The organism is Paenibacillus sp. MER TA 81-3 (genome assembly GCF_023713585.1).
In the GTDB taxonomy this organism is placed as follows: Bacteria; Bacillota; Bacilli; order Paenibacillales; family Paenibacillaceae; genus Paenibacillus_B; species Paenibacillus_B profundus.
Genome location: NZ_JAMAWB010000002.1, coordinates 368026 through 387845, shown reverse-complemented (window position 1 = coordinate 387845; position 19820 = coordinate 368026). Strand labels below are relative to the sequence as shown.

15 protein-coding genes, 4 pseudogenes and 1 other annotated feature are annotated in these 19820 nt (G+C 43.2%); of the genes and pseudogenes, 15 read left to right on the top strand and 4 right to left on the bottom strand.

Translation table 11 applies throughout. The features are described 5' to 3' along the window. Nucleotides 1-2: 2 nt before the first annotated feature. Nucleotides 3-1085 (bottom strand): annotated as a pseudogene (locus tag M3650_RS04145) (IS256 family transposase); the annotation flags it as partial. A 328-nt stretch (nucleotides 1086-1413) separates the two neighbouring features. Here M3650_RS04145 and M3650_RS04140 point away from each other — a divergent pair. The 4 genes from M3650_RS04140 to M3650_RS04125 all read left to right on the top strand — a co-directional run bounded on the left by M3650_RS04140 (nucleotide 1414) and on the right by M3650_RS04125 (nucleotide 4470). Next, on the top strand, nucleotides 1414-2034 hold the full coding sequence (locus M3650_RS04140) for a hypothetical protein (RefSeq protein WP_251572597.1): 621 nt from the start codon (nucleotides 1414-1416) through the stop codon (nucleotides 2032-2034). Between the two features lie 756 nt (nucleotides 2035-2790). Further along, on the top strand, nucleotides 2791-3030 hold the full coding sequence (locus M3650_RS04135) for a hypothetical protein (protein WP_251572595.1): 240 nt from the start codon (nucleotides 2791-2793) through the stop codon (nucleotides 3028-3030). A 344-nt stretch (nucleotides 3031-3374) separates the two neighbouring features. Next, nucleotides 3375-3923 (top strand): hypothetical protein, encoded by a 549-nt coding sequence (locus tag M3650_RS04130; RefSeq protein ID WP_251572593.1) that lies wholly within the window; start codon nucleotides 3375-3377, stop codon nucleotides 3921-3923. A gap of 73 nt (nucleotides 3924-3996) precedes the next feature. Continuing rightward, the gene (locus tag M3650_RS04125) at nucleotides 3997-4470 is read left to right on the top strand and encodes a hypothetical protein (RefSeq protein WP_251572591.1); all 474 of its coding nucleotides are present in this window, start codon (nucleotides 3997-3999) and stop codon (nucleotides 4468-4470) included. Nucleotides 4471-4519: 49 nt separating this feature from the next. Here the strand turns inward: M3650_RS04125 and M3650_RS04120 are convergent. Then, nucleotides 4520-5659 (bottom strand): annotated as a pseudogene (locus tag M3650_RS04120) (IS256 family transposase). Nucleotides 5660-5726: 67 nt separating this feature from the next. Here M3650_RS04120 and M3650_RS04115 point away from each other — a divergent pair. The 6 genes from M3650_RS04115 (at nucleotide 5727) to M3650_RS04090 (ending at nucleotide 11559) form a co-directional block, all read left to right on the top strand. Further along, complete coding sequence (locus tag M3650_RS04115; RefSeq protein WP_251572589.1) at nucleotides 5727-6542, top strand: MerR family transcriptional regulator; 816 nt, start codon at nucleotides 5727-5729, stop codon at nucleotides 6540-6542. A gap of 58 nt (nucleotides 6543-6600) precedes the next feature. Then, the gene (locus tag M3650_RS04110) at nucleotides 6601-7356 is read left to right on the top strand and encodes an SDR family NAD(P)-dependent oxidoreductase (RefSeq protein WP_251572587.1); all 756 of its coding nucleotides are present in this window, start codon (nucleotides 6601-6603) and stop codon (nucleotides 7354-7356) included. Between the two features lie 455 nt (nucleotides 7357-7811). Beyond that, entirely contained in the window at nucleotides 7812-8066 is a 255-nt protein-coding gene (locus M3650_RS04105; RefSeq protein WP_251572585.1) for a hypothetical protein, read from the top strand. Between the two features lie 373 nt (nucleotides 8067-8439). After that, nucleotides 8440-9480, top strand: a complete 1041-nt coding sequence (locus M3650_RS04100; RefSeq protein ID WP_251572583.1) for an ABC transporter substrate-binding protein — start codon at nucleotides 8440-8442, stop codon at nucleotides 9478-9480. Nucleotides 9481-9520: 40 nt separating this feature from the next. After that, the gene (locus M3650_RS04095) at nucleotides 9521-10540 is read left to right on the top strand and encodes a FecCD family ABC transporter permease (RefSeq protein WP_251572581.1); all 1020 of its coding nucleotides are present in this window, start codon (nucleotides 9521-9523) and stop codon (nucleotides 10538-10540) included. Next, nucleotides 10537-11559, top strand: a complete 1023-nt coding sequence (locus M3650_RS04090; RefSeq protein ID WP_251572579.1) for a FecCD family ABC transporter permease — start codon at nucleotides 10537-10539, stop codon at nucleotides 11557-11559. The genes M3650_RS04095 and M3650_RS04090 overlap by 4 nt, the downstream gene beginning before the upstream one ends. Before the next feature lie 236 nt (nucleotides 11560-11795). Here M3650_RS04090 and M3650_RS32490 read toward each other — a convergent pair. Both M3650_RS32490 and lpdA read right to left on the bottom strand, forming a co-directional pair. Further along, nucleotides 11796-11972: pseudogene (locus M3650_RS32490) on the bottom strand (substrate-binding domain-containing protein); the annotation flags it as partial. 120 nt (nucleotides 11973-12092) lie between these two features. After that, nucleotides 12093-13475, bottom strand: coding sequence for a dihydrolipoyl dehydrogenase (gene lpdA, locus M3650_RS04085; protein WP_251572577.1), 1383 nt, complete (start codon nucleotides 13473-13475; stop codon nucleotides 12093-12095). Nucleotides 13476-13882: 407 nt separating this feature from the next. On the opposite strand from lpdA, the gene M3650_RS04080 reads away from it, so the two are divergent. The 5 genes and pseudogenes from M3650_RS04080 (at nucleotide 13883) to aspS (ending at nucleotide 19426) form a co-directional block, all read left to right on the top strand. Then, nucleotides 13883-14452 carry a TetR/AcrR family transcriptional regulator gene (locus M3650_RS04080; RefSeq protein ID WP_251572575.1) on the top strand — a complete coding sequence of 190 codons (570 nt, stop codon included), beginning with the start codon at nucleotides 13883-13885 and terminating at the stop codon, nucleotides 14450-14452. A gap of 395 nt (nucleotides 14453-14847) precedes the next feature. Next, the gene (locus tag M3650_RS04075; protein ID WP_251572572.1) at nucleotides 14848-15285 is read left to right on the top strand and encodes a PaaI family thioesterase; all 438 of its coding nucleotides are present in this window, start codon (nucleotides 14848-14850) and stop codon (nucleotides 15283-15285) included. Between the two features lie 16 nt (nucleotides 15286-15301). Next, nucleotides 15302-15433: pseudogene (locus M3650_RS04070) on the top strand (GNAT family N-acetyltransferase); the annotation flags it as partial. 205 nt (nucleotides 15434-15638) lie between these two features. Continuing rightward, nucleotides 15639-17669 carry an AraC family transcriptional regulator gene (locus tag M3650_RS04065; RefSeq protein WP_251572570.1) on the top strand — a complete coding sequence of 677 codons (2031 nt, stop codon included), beginning with the start codon at nucleotides 15639-15641 and terminating at the stop codon, nucleotides 17667-17669. A 109-nt stretch (nucleotides 17670-17778) separates the two neighbouring features. Then, nucleotides 17779-17999 (top strand) — a binding site (T-box leader). A 113-nt stretch (nucleotides 18000-18112) separates the two neighbouring features. Beyond that, the gene (gene aspS, locus M3650_RS04060; RefSeq protein ID WP_251572568.1) at nucleotides 18113-19426 is read left to right on the top strand and encodes an aspartate--tRNA(Asn) ligase; all 1314 of its coding nucleotides are present in this window, start codon (nucleotides 18113-18115) and stop codon (nucleotides 19424-19426) included. Nucleotides 19427-19820 lie beyond the last annotated feature (394 nt).

Sequence of the window (19820 nt, the reverse complement as noted above, 5' to 3'; positions counted from 1 at the left end):
TTCAGAAACCATCGTTCTAGTGCTTCTTCATGCGGAAATTGTTCTTTTCGCTTTGTATATTTCTTAATCTGCTTGTTGAATGATTCAATGAGATTGGTTGAATAGATGCTTTTCCATACTGGCTTCGGAAAGCTATAGAACGTAAAGATGTATGGGTTCTCACGCAGAGATTTAATTACTTTGGGGTAAGCTGATTTCCACTTGTCACAAAAAGTCTCTAGAGCGGCTTTCCCAGACTGCTCATCTTCTGCTCGGTACACAGCTTTGAAGTCATCACAGATGCTTGCCCGATCAGATACACGTACTTTATGAGCAATATTACGTGCTACATGTACGCAGCATGATTGGTATTTTGCCCTTGGATATACTTGCTCAATTGCTGCCACAATGCCCTTTAATCCGTCAGAGATAAACAACAAGACTTCCTCTACACCATGCTCTTTCACGTCCAGTAACAGCTCATTCCATACATAGGCCGATTCGGTTGGAGCAATGGTATACGTTAACACTTCCTTAGAACCATCTTCACGTATACCAACTGCCAGATACACGGCTTCTTTAGAGACGGTTTCACGTTTAACTGCTATGTAAGTAGCATCGATGTAGACGCAAACATAACGCTTGGCTAGAGTCCGTTTAGCGAAGGCATCGACTTGTTCGACCATCGCCTTGGTCCTATTAGATATAGTCTGCGGCGTGTAGTGATGACCATACATTTTCCCGATGAGGTCGGCAATCTCAGTCATTGTTACACCCTTTTGAAACATGTGAATGACGAAGGATTCAAGTGTATCATGGGAACGTTTGTAAGGAGCTACAGTCTCTTGCTTAAACTCTCCATTGCGGTCTCGTGGATTGTTGAGTTGCAGATCACAATACTCCGTGTGCAGTGTACGAGTATATCCACCATTACGGGAGTTTCCTGAATTCACCCCAATACGGTCATACTTTTCATAATCTAGAAACGAAGTTAATTCGGTTTCCAATAAACGATTCATAGCCAATTCGAGATGAGCACGAAAAACTTCTGTCACATCTTGTTTCGTGACTAGAGCTTGGACTAAATCTGATGTAAAATGATTCATAGGGAAGACCTCTTTTCTGTGAATTGTGTTGTGGTGACTTAATTCTACAAGAAAAGGTCTTCCTTTTTGCTATTTATCTATTTACACAAGATATTTTACGCTCTCAATGCACAAACTTTATACCTTCAAATATTTAAATAGTAAAATATTATAAATTATAACAATTTCATATGTATTTTGAAAATGTAAAATATAAAACGATTTGAAGATATTATATGGATACTATATAGATCAATATTCTATCCAAAAGATAGGAAAACAATGTTATTATCGGTTGACACGTATATGCATATATGGTATAAATTACATGCGTGTGAAGGTACCCTACATGTTATTGTCCGTTTTTGCTCCAGCAGCATTCGCAACAGAGACCGCAGTAGCACAAAACCCTGTACAACAGACACGGGAAAATCGAATCCTTGAAATTGGTAAGGATGATTTTTCGCAAAGTGTCTTGGAGGCAGCCCCAGTGATGGATAAATACATCATCATCGGCAAAGAAAGCTTCTCTCTTGATCCTGTGGCAAAGGACATCGTCTCCTTAGATGTTTACAACCAATACGCTATAGGTGTAGAAAGAATGAATGATGCTTTACGGGATGGGTATCTGTCCATTCAAAATGGACAGATCAAGATTATGCCGCCAAGTGAATTTCAAACGAATGCGTTTAGCAATGCATACTGGTGGGGAGTTGCAGTCACATACAGCGATTCAGAAACAAAGAGTTGGATATACGCACTTAATCATGGAGCAGGAATATCTGGATTTTTAGCAAGCATGTCGTCATTGATTCCTGGAGGTCAAATAGTGTCTTTTTGGTCGGCGGTAGCAGGTTTTGGCGCTTTATGGTTTGCGAATGAACTTTCCTACAAAAACGATGGAAGGGGAGTTACGTTTAATTTCCACTGGCTCCCTATACCATCTTTTGTTATTACATCAAATGGTTGAACATACAGAAAGTAGGGGCTATGCATAATATTTTACTAATTATGTTTGCTGTTCTTATTTTAGCCGCTCTAGTAGGTAGTTTCATTTTCAAAAAGAACATCTTCAAATCAGATCAAACTGTCTTGGTATTGTTTGTACTTATGGTAATCATGTCGTGGAATTATACAATTTCATTCGAACAGACAAACTTATACTACTCAATTGCGCTGACGATTGTCTTGATCTTATTTGCATTAAAAACATTCTGTTGGAGTAAGAAGAAGTAATTTCATTAGGGCACATTAGATTCCATACTCTCTAGCGTGCCCTAAATCTCAGTAAAGGTCATAAAATTACAATTGATAATTGTAAGCCCTGTAGTGTGAAAGATTGGCGACTCGATAAGGAGTACTGTCAAATAGAAGTATTTGATGCATTATGGGAGGCAGTAAAGTACATGCTCAATAAGAGTGAGGGCATTGATGTGGTTTAAAAAACGCTTCTGTGGACATGTATGGTTCGAGCTAAAAACTCAAGAAAATGATTATGTAGATATATCCCTTGATATACAAAAAATAAAGTAGTGCGTATATGACTGAGTGTAAGATATACATTTCAAAGATTACCCATAATTATGGTGGTCTACATGAAGACGTTGAATAGTGATAGTGTATTGAGAGTGTAAATGGTTTACGGCGAACCTATAGACAGTTAAATATTGATTTGGTAAATAATAGGCTTTATGATGTAATGGAAAATAGATAAGGAGGAAGAATAATGAAATTGAAGAGCTTACTAGTCCTATTTACAGCATTGTCAATGTTTGCATCAGTTCCCGTAAATGCTTTCAGTGCCAATGAAAACAATGCGTCTTCCAATATCGTTAATGATTACAGTGTAAACTTGTCAGTTAGTGAAAGTGAAGCGCAAACGGTTGCAGAGAAATTCATCTCTCTGGCAGATATGGGAGAAGAATGGAATGGAAGTGAGGCCGTCTTAACTGATTTTATGACATAGATGAAACGCAAGTTGGTTACTATTTCAAATTACAAAAAGATGGTAATTATGTAGGGTATGTAATTGTTTCTGCTACTAAAGATAGAGAGCCAGTCTTAGAGTTCGGCAAAGGTGTTAAAGAGTTTGAAAAAGTTGGGAATTCAAAAGGATACTATATTGGAGCTCAAGTAATTTACTCTGAATCATTTCAGTCATTATTAAATAGACTTCAAAGAAATACTCTTGAATATTCAACAAATGATATTGATTTCTCTGTACCGCGAGATCAAGTAAATATAGGAAAATGGAATTCTTATCTGTCCGAAATAAATCCAGTTGCTAGTACTCCAGATAAACTTATTGAGTTGAATATTACTAGAATCTATCAGAGAGCAACTGGGATCAACAATCAAGATTCTGCTTGCGCCCCCTCTACTGGAGCAATGATTGCAAACTATTACAAATTATTGAAGTATAATGTAAGAGGTAGTGACTATTATAATGGAGATGCAGGATTAGTTAATCACTTATATAATGAAATGGGTTCAACTATGTTAGGTACATCGTTAACTGATTTCGCTAGTGGGCTATTCAAACATCTTGAGCATGATGATAAAAACACTATATGGCGAGGACTAAGATTTGATCATCCAACAGGTAATTATACAGAATTCTGGGATGCTATAAACACAATGAGACCAGTTGGGATTAGATATGATTTTTGGGTAAATAACGATGCTCCATTTAATTATCACTTTGTTGTAGGAAACGGTGTTAAGCCTATTTTCGGCACTGACTATTTTGGTTTCGTAGATCCAGATAGCGGAAAAGATAATAAATATACAAATTGGTACGCATGGTCAGCACAGGCCAAAAATTTTGACATGCATTTGACTATGCCTCAAAAGAAATAATTTTATTCTGCTGCATATGTTTATATTACTTTATGCGCAGCAGAATAACACACGCATATATGGGAGGCGTTCAATGAAAAAGTTACAACTAAGTATATTTATTATTTTTCTAGTCAATATAGCTTTGATATATGCTGTAGATTTGATGACTTTAAAACTTTCACCAAATAAGTTACTATCAGGCAATGGAAATCCAGCTTTAATTTTAATTGGTCTGGAGATTTTAGCTTTTTTATCATTAGTTATTTCACTATTCTTTATAAAGAGCCAACAACTGGAGCAACTAAGTAAAAAAAAGGGTATTTATATTATACTTATAATTATTTTTATGTTTTGTGGATACATGGCTTATGCAAAAGCAACAGGTATTTTTATGAGTTTATCTGAACGACTAGAGTGGGGAGAGTATGCACTCTTAAATATTTACACAAATACAGCTTTTGTGAATTATTATACTCTTCTAATGGGAGTAATAATTTGTATTGTAATTAAATTATTATTAATGAAATTCATATCTGTTAATAAGGTAGGTAACAAACAAAGGTAGCGTCAAGAATTTTGTGTAAATGGAAGAATCCATTTCTTGTAAGTGTGTTTCAATCTTTGGTTGTGAACATCTCTTGGAGTTCAGCACGTGCCTGGTAAAGCCAATGTGGCAACGTGTAGCGAAGCGTTGGTTATATCCCTCAAACTGAGTTGCGTTTCGTGTATTTCTTAATTTGCTTGTTGAACGATTCGATGAGATTCGTAGAATAGATACTTCTCCAGATCGACTGTGGAAAGCTGTAGAACGTAAAGATGTACGGGTTTTCTCTTAGAGACTTTACCACCTTAGGATATGTGGTTTTCCACTTGTCACAGAAGTCCTCAAGAGCCGCTTTACCTGCTTGTTCATCGTCTGCACGGTAGACCGATTTAAAGTCATTACAGATCTCGAATCGATCGGAAACACGTACTTTATGAGCGATGTTACGTGCCACATGAACGCAGCAAGACTGGTATTTAGCCTGAGGAAACACTTGCCTAATAGCTTCTACGATCCCCTTTAAACCATCGGAGATGAATAGCAGAACCTCTTCGGTACCCCGGGACCTAACGTCTTGTAGCAGCTCATTCCACACGTAGGCTGATTCGGTTGGAGCAATCGCGTACGCAAGAACTTCCTTTGAACCATCCTCACGAATGCCCACAGCAAGATAAACAGCCTCCTTCGAAACGGTTTCACGCTTCACTGCAATATATGTGGCGTCGATGTAGACACAAACATAACGTTTGGCTAGCGGTCGTTTAGCGAAGGCATCGACTTGTTCGACCATCACTTTTGTCATATTGGTCACAGTCTGCGGCGTGTAGTGATGACCATACATTTTCTCAATAAGGTCAGCAATTTCTGTCATCGTAACACCTTTCTGAAACATGTGGATGACGAAGGACTCTAGCGTGTCATTTGAACGTTTGTAAGGAGCGACAGTTTGCTGTTTAAACTCTCCGTTGCGATCTCTGGGAATATGGAGCTTGAGGTCTCCATATTCCGTATGAAACGTGCGTGTATAGCCACCGTTACGTGAGTTTCCAGAGTTTACGCCAATACGGTCATACTTTTCATAATCTAGAAACGCAGTTAACTCCGTTTCAAGCAGCCTATTCATAGCTGATTCTAGGTGCTGACGGAATACTTCTGTCACATCTTGTTTCGTGACTAGAGCTTGGACTAAATCTGTAGTAAAATGATTCATGGGAAGACCTCTTTCTGTGAATTGTAGTGTGGTAACTTAATTCTACAAGAAAGGGTCTTCCTTTGTTATGTTAACTATTTACACAAAATATTTTACGCTCTCTAATAATTTGCTTCTGATAAAAGAGTTTAGCAAGTTAACTGGCTTATCACGAAAAGCTTTGTATATTTATGATGAACATAATATTTTGACCCCTGTGTTTATTCATCCAGATAATGATTATCGATATTATGATAAGAATCAGTTGCTAACTGCTAAACGAATAAATTTGTTGAAACAAGCAGGATTCACCTTAAATGACATCAGTAAAATCATTCATAGAAAGTTATCAGATGATGAAATAAATAACTTGATAGAAGAAAAACTTCAACTGGAAATGAATAAGATAAAAGAGGCAAATCAAGCAATAAATAAATTGAAAGAGCTGAATCTTCCGATTGCGATTTTAAATAATGAAGTCAATGTAGAGTATCTAGAATCATTGATCGTATATGAATATGAATTATTACCCAATGAAAATATATGTGTAGCGCTGAATAATTCAGAGGAATTGATTAATGAACTTAATGTTAAAAAAAATGAAAAAATCATCAAATATAAAATGACAGATAATAAAATTCACCCTGTTAGTATCGCACTGCCATTAGAAAACCAGGAATTGAATCAATCGGGAGTGACAAGATATTTTGGTTTTCAAATGCAAAAGTTTTTCTGTGAAATTGATCCTTATCAAGAAGAGTCGGTATTAAAGATAAATGAAATAATGAAAAATAACGAATTAAAATTATCCGAACCATATATTTATGAACGTATATTAACCCCGGATGATTATCTGTATTCCTCCAAGCGCCTTTCGGATTTTATTTTTCCTTCTAAGTGTTAAGTAGTTGACCTTACCCTTAGGTTAACCTTTAGACTCTCTTTAAAGGAGGGGTTAACACATGAAGAACAATAATTACGCATTGGTAACAGGAGCTTCTAGAGGGATAGGAAAGGCAATCGCAATCCAACTTGCAAATGATGGGTTCAATTTATTATTACATTATAATCAAAATATTGAAAAAGCCAATCAGGTCAAAGAGGAAATTGAATCAATTGGCAGACAAGCACAGTTAATTCAGGGTGACTTCAATTCCAGTGAAGGAATTAAAGAATTTATTGAGAAAACTAAAAAATTGATAATCCAAGATCATAATGTATCACTGCATACAATCGTTCATAATGCTGGACATGCTACATCAAATGGATTTGGAGAAGTGGACTATGATGAGTTCGATCGGCTATTCAATGCAAATGTTAAAGCACCATATTTTATTACACAATCTCTAATCGGACTTTTAGAATCCAATGGCAGGATAATAAACCTATCATCAGGTGTGACACGTATCGCATTTCCTCATATGATGGTATACAGTATGACAAAAGGCGCAATGAATACAATGACATTTACACTGGCAAAGGAATTGGGTGAAAAAGGAATTACAATCAATTCCGTAATGCCTGGAATCATTGATACGGATTCAACTGCTAACTGGCTGCATACTGAAGAAGGTCAAGAAAATGCAAAGAATATGAGTGCTTTAAAAAGAGAGGGTCAACCAGAAGAAATTGCAAATGTTGTTTCGTTTGTAGCGAGTGACAAAGCGAGTTTTATTACTGGTCATAATATGGACGTAACTGGTGGAAGTCATCTGTAATGAGTTAAATGGTTTAACTCGAGACCTGATTCATTAGAGCTTATAATCAAGAATTTTTAAGTGTAATGTGGACAGTTTAAAAAGAATACTCTATGCAGTTAGAAGATGGCTCCTGGAATTCGTCAGGGGTCATTTTTTCAATGTCCATTGATAACGCTTGGTAATGTAGAAGTGCACATACGCCTCTATTCGTGTGCGCAGCTCCTCAAGAAGACCTGCTTCGCCGTGTGCAGCATACGTAGCCCGCCAACGTTTAAGGCTTTCTTTAGGCTTGTGTAATAATATATTAATTGGAATGAAAACAAATCAGGAGATAAATAAATATAATGAAATTAACACTGAGGATTTATAGTAATCTGGATGAAGGTTAGCAACTACGTATAACAACGTATTAATGTATCGGATCGCTAGCGCAAACCTCGGTCGTCAGATGTATTTCAGGAGGCGTGGGCAGCTTGCCTATCGGCGAATACGTGAGCAAACAGCTTCTCCTGAACATGGACGATTATTTGGAACAAGCCCCCCTGTTGAATAAGAGCGATTTGCAAATGAATGCTTTGGAAGCATTCAAGTTGAATGGCGGTATGTATGCCATGCCTTCCGGGTTCTTCCTGCGAGTGTTCATAGGCGATGGGGACATTATTGAGAAGAGGAAGCTTGGAAGTTTATTGCCTTCGTACGCCGTATCAGTTTGCGATGCTGGACGGTAAAGTAATTGCCATGGTAGGAGAAGAGTCGAGCTCATTCTTCAGCGGACAAAAGTCTGCGGAGGAAGTAGCGAAGCTGATCCAGAACCGGACGACAATCTATTTAAACGAATAGGAAATGATATGAAATATTGAAGCAGCCCACCTTGTGCGCTGCTTTTTTTAATTGCGAAATCTGTGCAAATCTGCAAAACCTAATCACGGTAACACTATCACAGAAGAACAACAAAACAAAAAGAACGGATTGACAAAATATAGGCAAGTTGATAAGCTACTCTTGTTGATAATAATAATCATTATCAGTAATATAGTGTTGCATGGCTTCATAGGACAAGCATGCTTAGGCATTTATTCTACTTAAGAAGGAGAAGAGAAGATGGTAAGCAAAATGAAGAAGCAAGCGGGCATTATCGTATGTGCGCTGGTTGTCGTGATGATGGTTCTGGCTGGTTGCGGCAATACAAACAACAACACGGCTTTATCTAGCGGTGAAGATAAGCAAGCCGGGACGCCTGCTGAATCGTCTGTCACTGCGGCAGTTGGAGCAGAGAAAGAGAAGGCAGAGCAGACAGAGGAAAAGTCCGGCACCCGAAAAGTATCGACGGTAATGGGGGAAGTGGAAGTGCCTGCTAATCCTCAGCGTGTCATTGTCAACTGGTATGCCGGGGATGTATTTGCGCTTGGTATCAAGCCTGTGGCGGTAAACGCTCGTGCTGATAAAGCGATGCCTTTTTACAAACAGTTTGAGGGGATCCCGAACACTGAAAAATGGGAATCCGAAGAAATATTGAGATACGAACCCGACTTGATCATTACTTACGATCCTAAGGATTTCGAGAATTTCTCCAAGCTGGCGCCGGTTATTGTGGTCCCTGAAGGGGACGTAAGCTCAACCGAGCGGTTATCCTTCCTCGGCGAAGCAACTGGTCATGAGGCAGAGGCCAAAGAAGCGATTGCCATCTACGAGGAGAAGCTAAAAAAGGCGAAGGAAAAACTGAGCAGTGGCATTTTTAAAGACAAAACCTTCAGTATTCTCCAGGATTGGGGTCGAGAATCATACGGGGTTATGTATGAGACGGGCTCACGGGGAGGCACGTTGCTCTATGAATATCTTGGGCTGAGTAAGCCGGAAAAGCTGGAGCAATTGGTCAAGAAGTCAGGGAAAGGGCGCGATTCCCTGTCCTATGAAGTGGCCTCCCAATATTTTGGGGACTACGTTCTCTGGTTTCTGAAGGAGGGATATGAGTCCGAATATGCGAATACGGTAATCTGGGATAGTATTCCAGTTGTCAAGAGTGGAAATATCATAGAAATTCCAGCAGAATATGGCGGCTTGTTCTATTATTCCGATGTTGCCAGCATGACAGCGCAGTTGGATTATATCGTGGATCGGTTGCTGGAACTAGAAAAGAAATAATTAAGAATATGACGGATGAGCTAAGGGTGTCAATATGTTAATGGATGCAAACAAGAGCTACAAGGGAAGGCTGAAGTTCAGCTTATTCATGTTGGCAGGTATCGTTCTGCTGGTTCTTGCAACCGCAGCATCGATTTCATTCGGCGCTGCGGACATGAGCCTTGAATTGGCATGGGGAGCCGTATTCAATTTCGATCCGGGGGTTACGGAACATCATATTATACGTATTTTTCGGCTTCCACGCACGGTAGCGGATATTATGGTTGGCTGCAGCTTGGCTGTATGTGGAGCAGTCATGCAGGGAACTACCCGCAATCCATTGGCCGATTCCGGACTGCTCGGCATCAGTTCGGGCTCTACATTTGCGATTGCGCTGTGCATGGCCTTTTTGCCCGGGCGCACTTATGTGGAAACGATGATCTATTCCTGTATGGGCGCGGCCATCACTACGGCAATCACTTACTATTTGGCATCCGTCGGTAAGCGGGGAATGACTCCGCAACGTCTGGTGCTGGCGGGAATGTCGATCTCGATGCTGTTTGGCTCTTTCAGCTCGTATATCGCCATCAAATACGAGATTGGTCAGGATTTGGCCTATTGGACGGCCGGGGGGACAGCCAACGTCGAATGGATGCAGCTGGCTTATGTTTCACCGTTGTTCGTGATGGGGGTGATATGGGCGATCACTCTCTCCCCATCTATAACGATTCTTAACTTCGGGGAGGAGCTTGCGGGGGGGCTTGGACTCCGCGTCAATTTGATTAAAGGCTCTTCCACGGTGATTGTGTTGATATTGACGGGCCTTTCCGTTATTATTGTGGGTCCTATCGGTTTTGTCGGGCTGATTATTCCGCATATCGTGCGATTTATAATTGGTGTGGACTATCGGTTTATCATACCGGCATCGGCTTTGTATGGCGCTGTGTTTACGGTAGGCGCAGATTTGCTCGGCAGGATGATCGGCCGCCCTCACGAGACGCCGCTGGGAATTATCTTTGCGTTGGTCGGAGTTCCATACTTCCTCTATCTCGTGCGCAAACAAAGGAGGGAGTTTAGTTGACTCAACCCGTTAGTAAGCGTTCCGCATTGGTAAGGCCGATTGGAGTTATTTTGCTTTTATCTGTGCTGGTGTTCATCGTGGCGGTGATTAGCATGAATGTGGGAAGATTAAATTTGTCCCCGATCGAGGTGCTGCAAGTGATCATCGGACAGGGGACAGAGAAGCAAAATCTGATCGTATTTGACCTTCGTCTGCCACGTATCGCACTGGCAATTTTAGTGGGAATGGGCATGTCCATCTCGGGCTGTGTGATGCAAGGCCTGCTCAAAAATGATTTGGCCAGTCCGGGGACATTGGGAATCAGCTCGGGCTCCGGTTTGTTTGTACTCCTGTATATTACTGTTTTTGCGGCGAATGGGCTCTTATCGCCGCTGTTGTTGCCGCTGCTGGCCTTTGTTGGCGGAATCACCGCAGCGATGCTGATTTTTGCGCTTGCCTACAGAAAAGGAAGGGAGCTTTCGCCTACAGGTTTGATCTTAACAGGCGTGGCCATGGGGAGCGGATACGGCGCATTGTCGCTGGTGATTACGCTCGGTCTCGATCAGAAACAGTATGATTTTGCCCTACGCTGGCAGATCGGAAATTTATGGGGGGACGACTGGAAATATATTATGGTGTTGTTCCCCTGGGTGATCGTTCTCGGTTTTTATGTTCTATATAAATCGAATACGCTGAACGCTTTAAACCTTGGTAATCAGACAGCAACCGGCCTTGGCGTCGCGCTCAAACGGGAGTTCATCGGTCTGGCGTTGGCGGCAGTCGCTTTATCATCTGGCAGCGTGGCGCTTGGCGGCAACTTTTTCTTCGTGGGATTGATTGGTCCTCACATGGCCCGCAGGTTGGTAGGCCCCAATCACAAGTTCATGATACCCACTGCCGCGCTGATAGGCGCGCTAGTTATCTTGGTGGCAGACACCTTCACCCGTACGGTCAGTGTGGGCGCGGATATTCCAACGGGAGTCATTATTACGATCTTCGTCACTCCTTATTTCCTCTACCTTCTGTCGAAATCAAATTGATCAAAATGGGGAAGATGGTCATCCCCCTGGCAAGTAACGCAGATTCGCTGAGCGAACCAATCTGACAACGAGTGTGGAAAGGCTACGAACCATTTCGCCGTGGATGCAGCCTTCTTCATCACTCGTTTTTTTGTCCAATTCACTAGTTTCGATGATAATACTTTAACGGAGTCTCGGATTATCAGCTTCCCAGTTACGACTTTAATGCCGATACTATAATCTGGGTTTTGAATCTTCTACTGAATAACGCTTATCGTTTCTTTGGCCATCTGTTTAATATTAACCTCAATTGTAGTTAGGTTAGGCTCAGTTAGCGTTGCATAGACGTAGTTATCAAAACCCACGATAGATATATCATTTGGGACAGAAATGTTATGTTTCTTTAGGAAGGCCATTAAATGATAGGCCGTCTCGTCACAGTCGCAGACAAAGGCTGTAGGAAGTTCACTGGGAACCCGTGACCGGAATCCGGATAATAATGAGCTGCGCATTCGGCAACCGCTGTGCCATCGTATACGAATTGACCGTTGGAATCATGATGTCTTTGCGCGATTTTTTGCAATTGCCGCCTCGGCAGCTTCCATGACGATTTCTCCTAACGTCGGGTGTGCGTGAATCGTCAGCGCTATGTCTTCCAGAGTGGCACCCATCTCAATGGCCAGAGTCAGTTCGGCAATTAAATTGGATGCTTCCGCACCCACGATTTGAGCACCGAGGATACGCTCCGTTTCTTTCTCCGCCACAATCTTCACGTATCCCTCACCGGCCTGCAGCGCCAAAGCTTTTCCATTGATCGAGAACGCGGATCTTCCGGTAACAACCTCTATTGCCTGTGTTTTCGCTTCAGTTTCACTAAGACCGACGCTGGCAACTTCCGGATCGGAAAAGACGACAAGCGGGATTACCTTATAATCTACCTTCGCGCGGCGATTCAATAGCACCTCTGCCACTACCTTAGCTTCATAGGATGCTTTATGGGCCAGCGCGGGGCCAGCTATAACATCTCCGATAGCATAGATATGGGGAATATTTGTCCGGCATTGTTCATCTACCCGGACAAGCCCTTTTTCGGTCCGTTCAATACCTATGCGTTCAAGTCCTAAATTTCCATCCGTATTCGGGAGGCGCCCAACTGTTACCAGTACGTATTGGGCCTCGATCTGACGTGCGTTCCCGTTTTCCTTATAGTGAACGATAACCTGATCTTGACTTTGTTCCGCTCGATCAGCCAATGCCCCAGTAATGATATCGACGTTCTTTTCTTGCAGCTTCCGAACAACCGGACGGATCAAATCCGGTTCGAACCCAGGGAGAATCTGGTTTGAGCCCTCCAATATCGTCACTTTGGATCCGAATTTCGCATACGTTTGACCAAGCTCAATCCCGATATATCCCCCACCAATAACAATGAGGCTCTCAGGCACCTGATTGAGCTCTAGCGCATCCGTAGAAGAAAGAATTCTTCCTCCGAAAGGAAAAGCTTTCAATTCGATGGGCCGAGAACCGGTAGCAATAATACAATGTTGATACCGGATACGTGTATTCGATTCAGTGCCATGAACCAGCACTTCATGATCGTTAATAAAGCTTGCTTCGCCATGAAATGTAAAAATGTATTTGCTTTTTAATAGGAAACCCACACCGTTTGACTGTTTATCAACGATAGCCTGTTTAAAGGATTGAACTGTTGCGAAGTCAACGTTTGATTCGGCTCTTATTTCAAAGCGATGCGCTTCGGCAATGAAAGCCTTTGACGGAATACACCCCACATTGGTGCAAACGCCCCCGATCCGATCACGTTCAACAATGGCAACATGCAGTCCTCCATCCGCAGCACGTTTCGCAGCTGTGTAGCCTCCCGGACCAGAGCCAATGATCAATACATCCACTTGTTTTACTTCGTTTTCGTCTTTCATATCGTTCACTCGCTTTCACTGTATGTTTTTAATTAGACGTAAAGTTCTGCAAAATGCTCGGCAATGAAACGGTTGCGGGGCATTCAATTTGACGCAATTTCATTGGATAGGGAGCTAACTTTTCAAGATCTCCGGATCTGTATAATTCTAAGGCAAGGCTTCATGATATTCGGTAAAATTGATCATTTAATTGTGATTGAAATCAGATAGGCAATACCCATAAAGTGGACAAGGGGAAGGCTCCTTTGCTCCCAAAAATTTTCTGTCAATGGAGATACATTGACAGAAGGCAGGCTTTAACGTAGTATTGAGTGAGACAGGTCTGTATCATTCACAGCAATATCTTACAGACAGATCTGTACCGTGTCAATGGTTTTATGAGAGAGGATTCGAACGAGGTGACTACCATGAAAAAAAAAGAAACCGCAAAAGAGCGAATTTTGCGAGCGGCGACTGATTTATTTTACCGTGAGGGCGTGAGAGCTGTCGGAATCGATCGGATTATAGAAGAATCCGGAGTGGCAAAAGCAAGCTTCTACCGAAATTTCGCAACTAAAGACGACCTGGTCGTGGCATATTTGGAGCAGTTTTACCATCTGTTTATGAAACCGTTCGTCGAGGCGGAGGAACGGTATCCCGAAGCTCCCGTTGAACAGCTTCATTACTTGGTGGAATGTCTGGGCGCCAGAATGGAAAAACCGGGTTACCGCGGATGTCCTTTTTTGAATGCGGCTGTAGAGTTTCCTGATATTAGCCACCCTAGCCATGAACCGGTAGTTATGTACCATAGGGAGATGCGCCATAATCTGTTGCTAATCGCCGAGCGGGCCGGAGCGAGAGAGCCCGAAACGCTTTCCGCTCAATTCATGATGTTATTCAATGGCGCTCTCATGTCGGCATACTTGGAGCGGGATTCATATAACCCTGACAATTTTCGCAGCGCTGCAAAGCTTCTGATCAAACAACAGATTTCATAAATAAAAGTAAAGAGTCATGATCGAAGAAAAAATAGCGGAGCAATGAGACCATTGCTCCGGCGTTCCTGAACACCAGTTTGCGATTCCCGAAAGGACGTTTTAGAAAGGTGTGCTTCACACTGGTGTTATGAAAGTTCTCGTCGTACTTGATCGCCTTCGTTCGTGCCCATGAGATGGCCAGTCGGCATGATCAAGTATATGTGAAGGATAAGTAAGGATATTACATAGCTACTACCTCTTCGAAGTACATCCGGTGCAGGCTACTTATCAAATCTCCAAAGTATCGCTCGATCCTAATCTTCAGCCAAATCTTATTTTTCGGAATATTGTGAAGAAAGTGATGACGCGAACCATTTTTTCTAGCCTATTTACATCCGGAAAGGGGATAGTGCCTAATGAACGAGCCTTTAGAACGTTATCGAAAAGCAATGACGGGTGAAATTCAGGCTTCGCCTGTGGAACAATTAATGGGAATAAAACCTGTAGAAATTGCCCCCGGTCAAGTCATATTTGAGATGGAGGCGACCCAGAGCCATTCTAATCCCCAAGGAACGCTAAACGGAGGGATAACAAGCACACTTGCGGATATTGCTATGGGTGTGGCCTTTGGGACGACACTTCAATTAGAGGAAAGCTTTACGACGATTGAATTGAAAATTAATTTTCTAAAACCAATCTGGAACGGTAAAATCACGGCGGATGCGAAGGTGATGAAAAAGGGAAATACCGTCGGATTGATTGATTGCAGTGTATATGACGAAAATCAAGTACTCGTTGCCTATGCAACAAGCACATGTATGATCCTTCGTGGGGATAAGGCAAAGGGGAGGTAAAATACAAGAAAGGTGTGACGGCCAAGGCTATGCAACGATGGCCGTTTCATTATGTGTGAAACATGCATTTAACGAGATCGGTTTGCATCGTGTTCAAGCTGGGGTCATGCCAAGGAACTTGCCATCTATCCGAGTTTTAGAAAAGGCACGGTAACGGAGAAGAGCGTTCCATATGTTATAGCAGGCTGCCGAACGTGGCAGCCTTTTGCGCTAACGGGGGGCACGCTTTTATTTTTCGACAGAAAGAGTCTTGCCAGCGATTGATGGAATGAGCCTTCAACAACAATATCGTCAACAGAGAAGAAAATTTATTATGAGAATGATTATCATTCGTGATGGTTTCTGCTAAAATCATGAATGAGAATGTTTTAGGTCCGAAGGAGTGGAATAACTCGATGAGACTGAGTGATCATATATTGCTGTGGAATTATGCTTCCATCAAAGTAATGGATGTGCGTCATACGATCATGGAGCAGGGAGAAGTGTTGCAATCCTATCGATTGCCAGCAAGTGCTTTCTTATACGCAGTGCGCGGCAGCGCCCGGGTGTGGCTGGATAGGAATGCACATATGGCAAAACGATTTCATGTCCTCCATGGGGGAAAGGGAATGTTCCTCGATATTGCGGTCGAGGAAAGCTTTGAGTACTATATGATTTTGTACAAGGCTACAGTCCCATTACCTTACCGTCAGGAAACTTTAGAGATAATGAAAAAAAACAATCCATTTCAATATCAATACGCTTTTGCGCCATGTTATCCGCTCTCCCTCTTTGATAAAATCGATCAGATGAACAACGAATGGCAGCAATCAAACGGGTTGGAAAAATTGCATGTCAAATCGTTGTTCTATCAATTCGTATATGAGCTCATGCGGCAACTGCATGTTCAGGGGATCGAACCGTTCAAGCCTGATCTGGCAACGCAGGTCATTCGCTATATTCGCGAGCGTTACAGTGAACCCATTACACTGGAGTCCTTAGCTAATGATTTGGAGTGCAGCGCCGGTTACATGTCCAAGTTGTTCAAAGAAAAAATGAACACCAGTCCGATACATTATCTGGGTGAGGTTCGCGTTAACAACGCGATAAAGCTGCTGCTGCAGACCGATGCAACATTGCAGGAAATAGCCGAGAGCGTGGGGTATCCTGATGGACACTCGTTAAGCCGCAGCTTCAAAAGGTACAAGGGCGTATCACCCGCCCGATTCAAAACGGAATGGAAGTACAGGGACCAAGGTGAAGATTTGCCCTTATTCAGACAAAGATTTGCTATTCTCCCTAACAAGGTGAAGCTTTATAGTGATAATGACATTGAAAATCATTATCACTATAAAGGGGAAGTGGATATATCCATGTACAGAAGTGTGAAGTTAACCGCGATGACAGTATTTTTGTGTCTGTCGTTGCTGCTAGGGGCATGTTCAAGTGCGCCGAATACAAACGGAGGTTCGCAAGCGCCGGCTAAAAACGCAGAAGTTCAAGCGAATTCCGGCAATTCCAACGGAGGACAGGAAGCAGCGCCGCAAGCAAAGACGAGAATCGTATCCACTATGAAGGGCGACGTGGAAATTCCAGCAGAGCCACAGCGTGTGGCATCAGACCAATATATGGGACAACTGTTGAAGTTGGGGATTATTCCTGTAGGTGTGAGAGAAGGGATGTTGAAAGAAGCTTGGATTGAGAAAGCAGGTATTTCCAAAGATATGCTGTCCAAAATTGAAGATCTGGGCGGATTTCCGATGAATCCAGAGAAATTGGCTTACTTGGAGCCTGATTTAATTATCGGTTCAATAGAAGATAGTATTGAACAATATAAAAAAATTGGGACTACCGTTTTTCTGCCGTACTGGGAAGGCTTATCTACTACAGGTCCGATCGAAAAATTCAAAAGAATCAGCGAAATATTCGGAAAGCAAGAGGCAGCGGAGCAGTGGATCACGGAATATGAACAGAAAGTTGATAAGGCCAGACAACAAATCGAAGGCATCATTAAACCAGGAGAAACGGTGTCTGTCGTTCAACTAGGTTCGAAAGCATTGTATGTGTTGGCCGTGAAGGGTGGAAATTATGGCAGTTCGACGATCTATCAAATGCTGAAATTACCGCCTACAGAGAAAGCTTTAAATATGACAGAAGGATTTGAGAATGTCTCTCTGGAGGTATTGCCTGAGTATCTGGGTGATCATGTATTTGTATATATAAATTCTAAAGAAGATGCGGACCAGATTTTAAACAGTGCCATATGGAAAGGGATTCCGGCGGTTCAAAAGGGTCAGGTTTATATGTACGGTGAGTTTGACGATGAATTTGTGATGGAAGATCCGTACTCTCTGGAGCTGCAGCTTGAAACAATTGTTAACATTTTATTGGAAAATCGGCAGTAGCATAACTTCGGGTATCCCTAATACCTTCTTATATCTGCCTATACGCCGCTTTCTGACGGCAACTAATATTTGACAACGGAATCGGTGTTGTAATATGATGGGTAACAAATTCAAAGCGATGATCTGGAGAAGTAGTGTGAAGCTGGAGTCGACAGAGAGCTATCCCTTGGCTGGAAGGATGGCGGTTGCAGTCACGTGAACGACACCAGAGAGTGCCGCCTGAACGCTGATGCCAGTAGGAGCGGACGGTCTCCCGCCGTTATAGGGGAAGAGTGATCGCCATGTGCGATAATTAGGGTGGTACCGCGTGAATCAGACCTCGTCCCTTTCCGGGACGGGGTCTTTTTGTATTTCGGGAAAGGGGGTGATCGCATGGACGACGGCGACGATGATGACAACAATTTCTTCAACTCACGGAACAATCGAATAAGGAGGATGTTACGATGTCTATTAACAAGGAACCCGAAGTCCGTGTGCTTTGCTCCACGGTCTCCCGCTGCGAAGGACAGCAAATAACGATACAAGGATGGGTGCACGGCGTGCGTCATCTGGGGCAGGTGATGTTCACGGATGTCCGCGACCGCAGCGGTATCGTTCAATGTGTGCTGGAGGGTGAGTGGCTTGACCTGGCCTTGACGATGGAGTCGGTCGTTGCCGTCCATGGCGAGGTCGTCCAAGCGGACAAGGCGCCGAACGGCATCGAAATCCATGCGATTCGGGTGGAAGTGCTCAATCAGGCCGAGTCCCCGCTTCCGTTCGATCTGAACAAGAAGCAATTGAAGGTCAGACTGGATACGATGCTGGATCATCGCGTGCTGTCATTGAGGCATAGAAGGGCCCATTCGATTTTTACGATTCAATCCGCGCTTGCGGGCGCTTTCCGGGCATACTTGACCCGACACGGATTCACCCAAATTTTCACGCCCAAAATCGTTGCCTCTGGTACCGAGGGCGGTTCCAATTTGTTCCCGATCAATTACTTTGAGCATACGGCCTATCTCGCCCAGTCTCCCCAGTTCTACAAGCAGATGATGGTGGGCGCAGGGTATGAGCGGGTCTTCGAGATAGGACCGGTCTACCGTGCCGAAGAGCATAATACGTCCCGTCACTTGAACGAGTATATTTCGCTTGATGCGGAGATCGGATTTATTCGTTCCGAGGAAGAGTTGATGGACCTGGAGCAAGAACTGTTGAAGCATATGTTCGATACCGTCGCGCGCCAGTGCGAAGACGAATTCAAGCTGCTCGAAGTCGAACCTCTTGTGCTGACGACGGACATTCCGCGTATGACCGTTGCCGAGGCGCATCGTATTTTGGAACGAAAATACGGGAAGCTTTCGCCCAAAGGCGATCTCGATCCCGAAGGGGAACGTCTCCTCTGCCAATACGTCGGGGAGAACAAGCAGCCGGGCTTCGTCTTCCTTACCCGCTACCCGCGGGAGATTCGTCCGTTCTATGCCATGCCGGCGGCGGATGAACCGACCTTGACGGCATCATTCGACTTGCTGATGGGCGGTCTGGAGATTACAACCGGAGGCCAACGGATTCATGAGCTGGAGCAGCTGATCCAATCTATCCGGAGCCGGAGCCTGAACCCGGATCATTTCGGCAGCTATCTGGAGGTGTTCCGGTACGGCATGCCGCCGCATGGCGGATTCGCCATCGGGCTGGAGCGTCTGACCTCGCGGCTGCTCGGCCTCGGCAATGTGCGGGAAGCTTCCGCCTTCCCGCGGGATCGCATTCGATTGACACCGTGATGCGGGCTGGAGCAAAGGGTTTCCGTTGCGGAAGCCCTTTGTCCGCTCATGCCGCCGCAGGAAACTGGCAAGGCGGCCTTTCGAGGCGATATCCGGCTTTATACGTTATACCGTATAAGCTTTTATCGTAACTGTACACTTTTAATTTAAATCTTCAATTATATTGATAACGAATTCAGAGATGTTTTTAAGGGTTTGCTCAGAGAAATCAAAATTAACACCGTATTATGGTAGATATTAGCAATCGATGAATTCCAACTAATACTTCGGAAATCCTGAGGCCACAAGGTCATTGTCAGTTTGCTCGGCCAATAAGGCAGATAAAAGACTTGCAAAACGGCGGACTTCGATGTCAAAATCGATGTAGATTCGCTGTAATCCCTTGCGGTTTACT

What these genes read in the sequence shown, in the direction of transcription:
- M3650_RS04140 (WP_251572597.1), top strand. Translation starts at nt 1,414, where the DNA reads ATGTTATTGTCCGTTTTTGCTCCAGCAGCATTCGCAACAGAGACCGCA.
- M3650_RS04135 (WP_251572595.1), top strand. Translation starts at nt 2,791, where the DNA reads ATGAAATTGAAGAGCTTACTAGTCCTATTTACAGCATTGTCAATGTTT.
- M3650_RS04125 (WP_251572591.1), top strand. Translation starts at nt 3,997, where the DNA reads ATGAAAAAGTTACAACTAAGTATATTTATTATTTTTCTAGTCAATATA.
- M3650_RS04115 (WP_251572589.1), top strand. Translation starts at nt 5,727, where the DNA reads ATGTTAACTATTTACACAAAATATTTTACGCTCTCTAATAATTTGCTT.
- M3650_RS04110 (WP_251572587.1), top strand. Translation starts at nt 6,601, where the DNA reads ATGAAGAACAATAATTACGCATTGGTAACAGGAGCTTCTAGAGGGATA.
- M3650_RS04100 (WP_251572583.1), top strand. Translation starts at nt 8,440, where the DNA reads ATGGTAAGCAAAATGAAGAAGCAAGCGGGCATTATCGTATGTGCGCTG.
- M3650_RS04095 (WP_251572581.1), top strand. Translation starts at nt 9,521, where the DNA reads ATGGATGCAAACAAGAGCTACAAGGGAAGGCTGAAGTTCAGCTTATTC.
- lpdA (WP_251572577.1), bottom strand. Translation starts at nt 13,475, where the DNA reads ATGAAAGACGAAAACGAAGTAAAACAAGTGGATGTATTGATCATTGGC.
- M3650_RS04080 (WP_251572575.1), top strand. Translation starts at nt 13,883, where the DNA reads ATGAAAAAAAAAGAAACCGCAAAAGAGCGAATTTTGCGAGCGGCGACT.
- M3650_RS04075 (WP_251572572.1), top strand. Translation starts at nt 14,848, where the DNA reads ATGAACGAGCCTTTAGAACGTTATCGAAAAGCAATGACGGGTGAAATT.
- M3650_RS04065 (WP_251572570.1), top strand. Translation starts at nt 15,639, where the DNA reads ATGAATGAGAATGTTTTAGGTCCGAAGGAGTGGAATAACTCGATGAGA.
- aspS (WP_251572568.1), top strand. Translation starts at nt 18,113, where the DNA reads ATGTCTATTAACAAGGAACCCGAAGTCCGTGTGCTTTGCTCCACGGTC.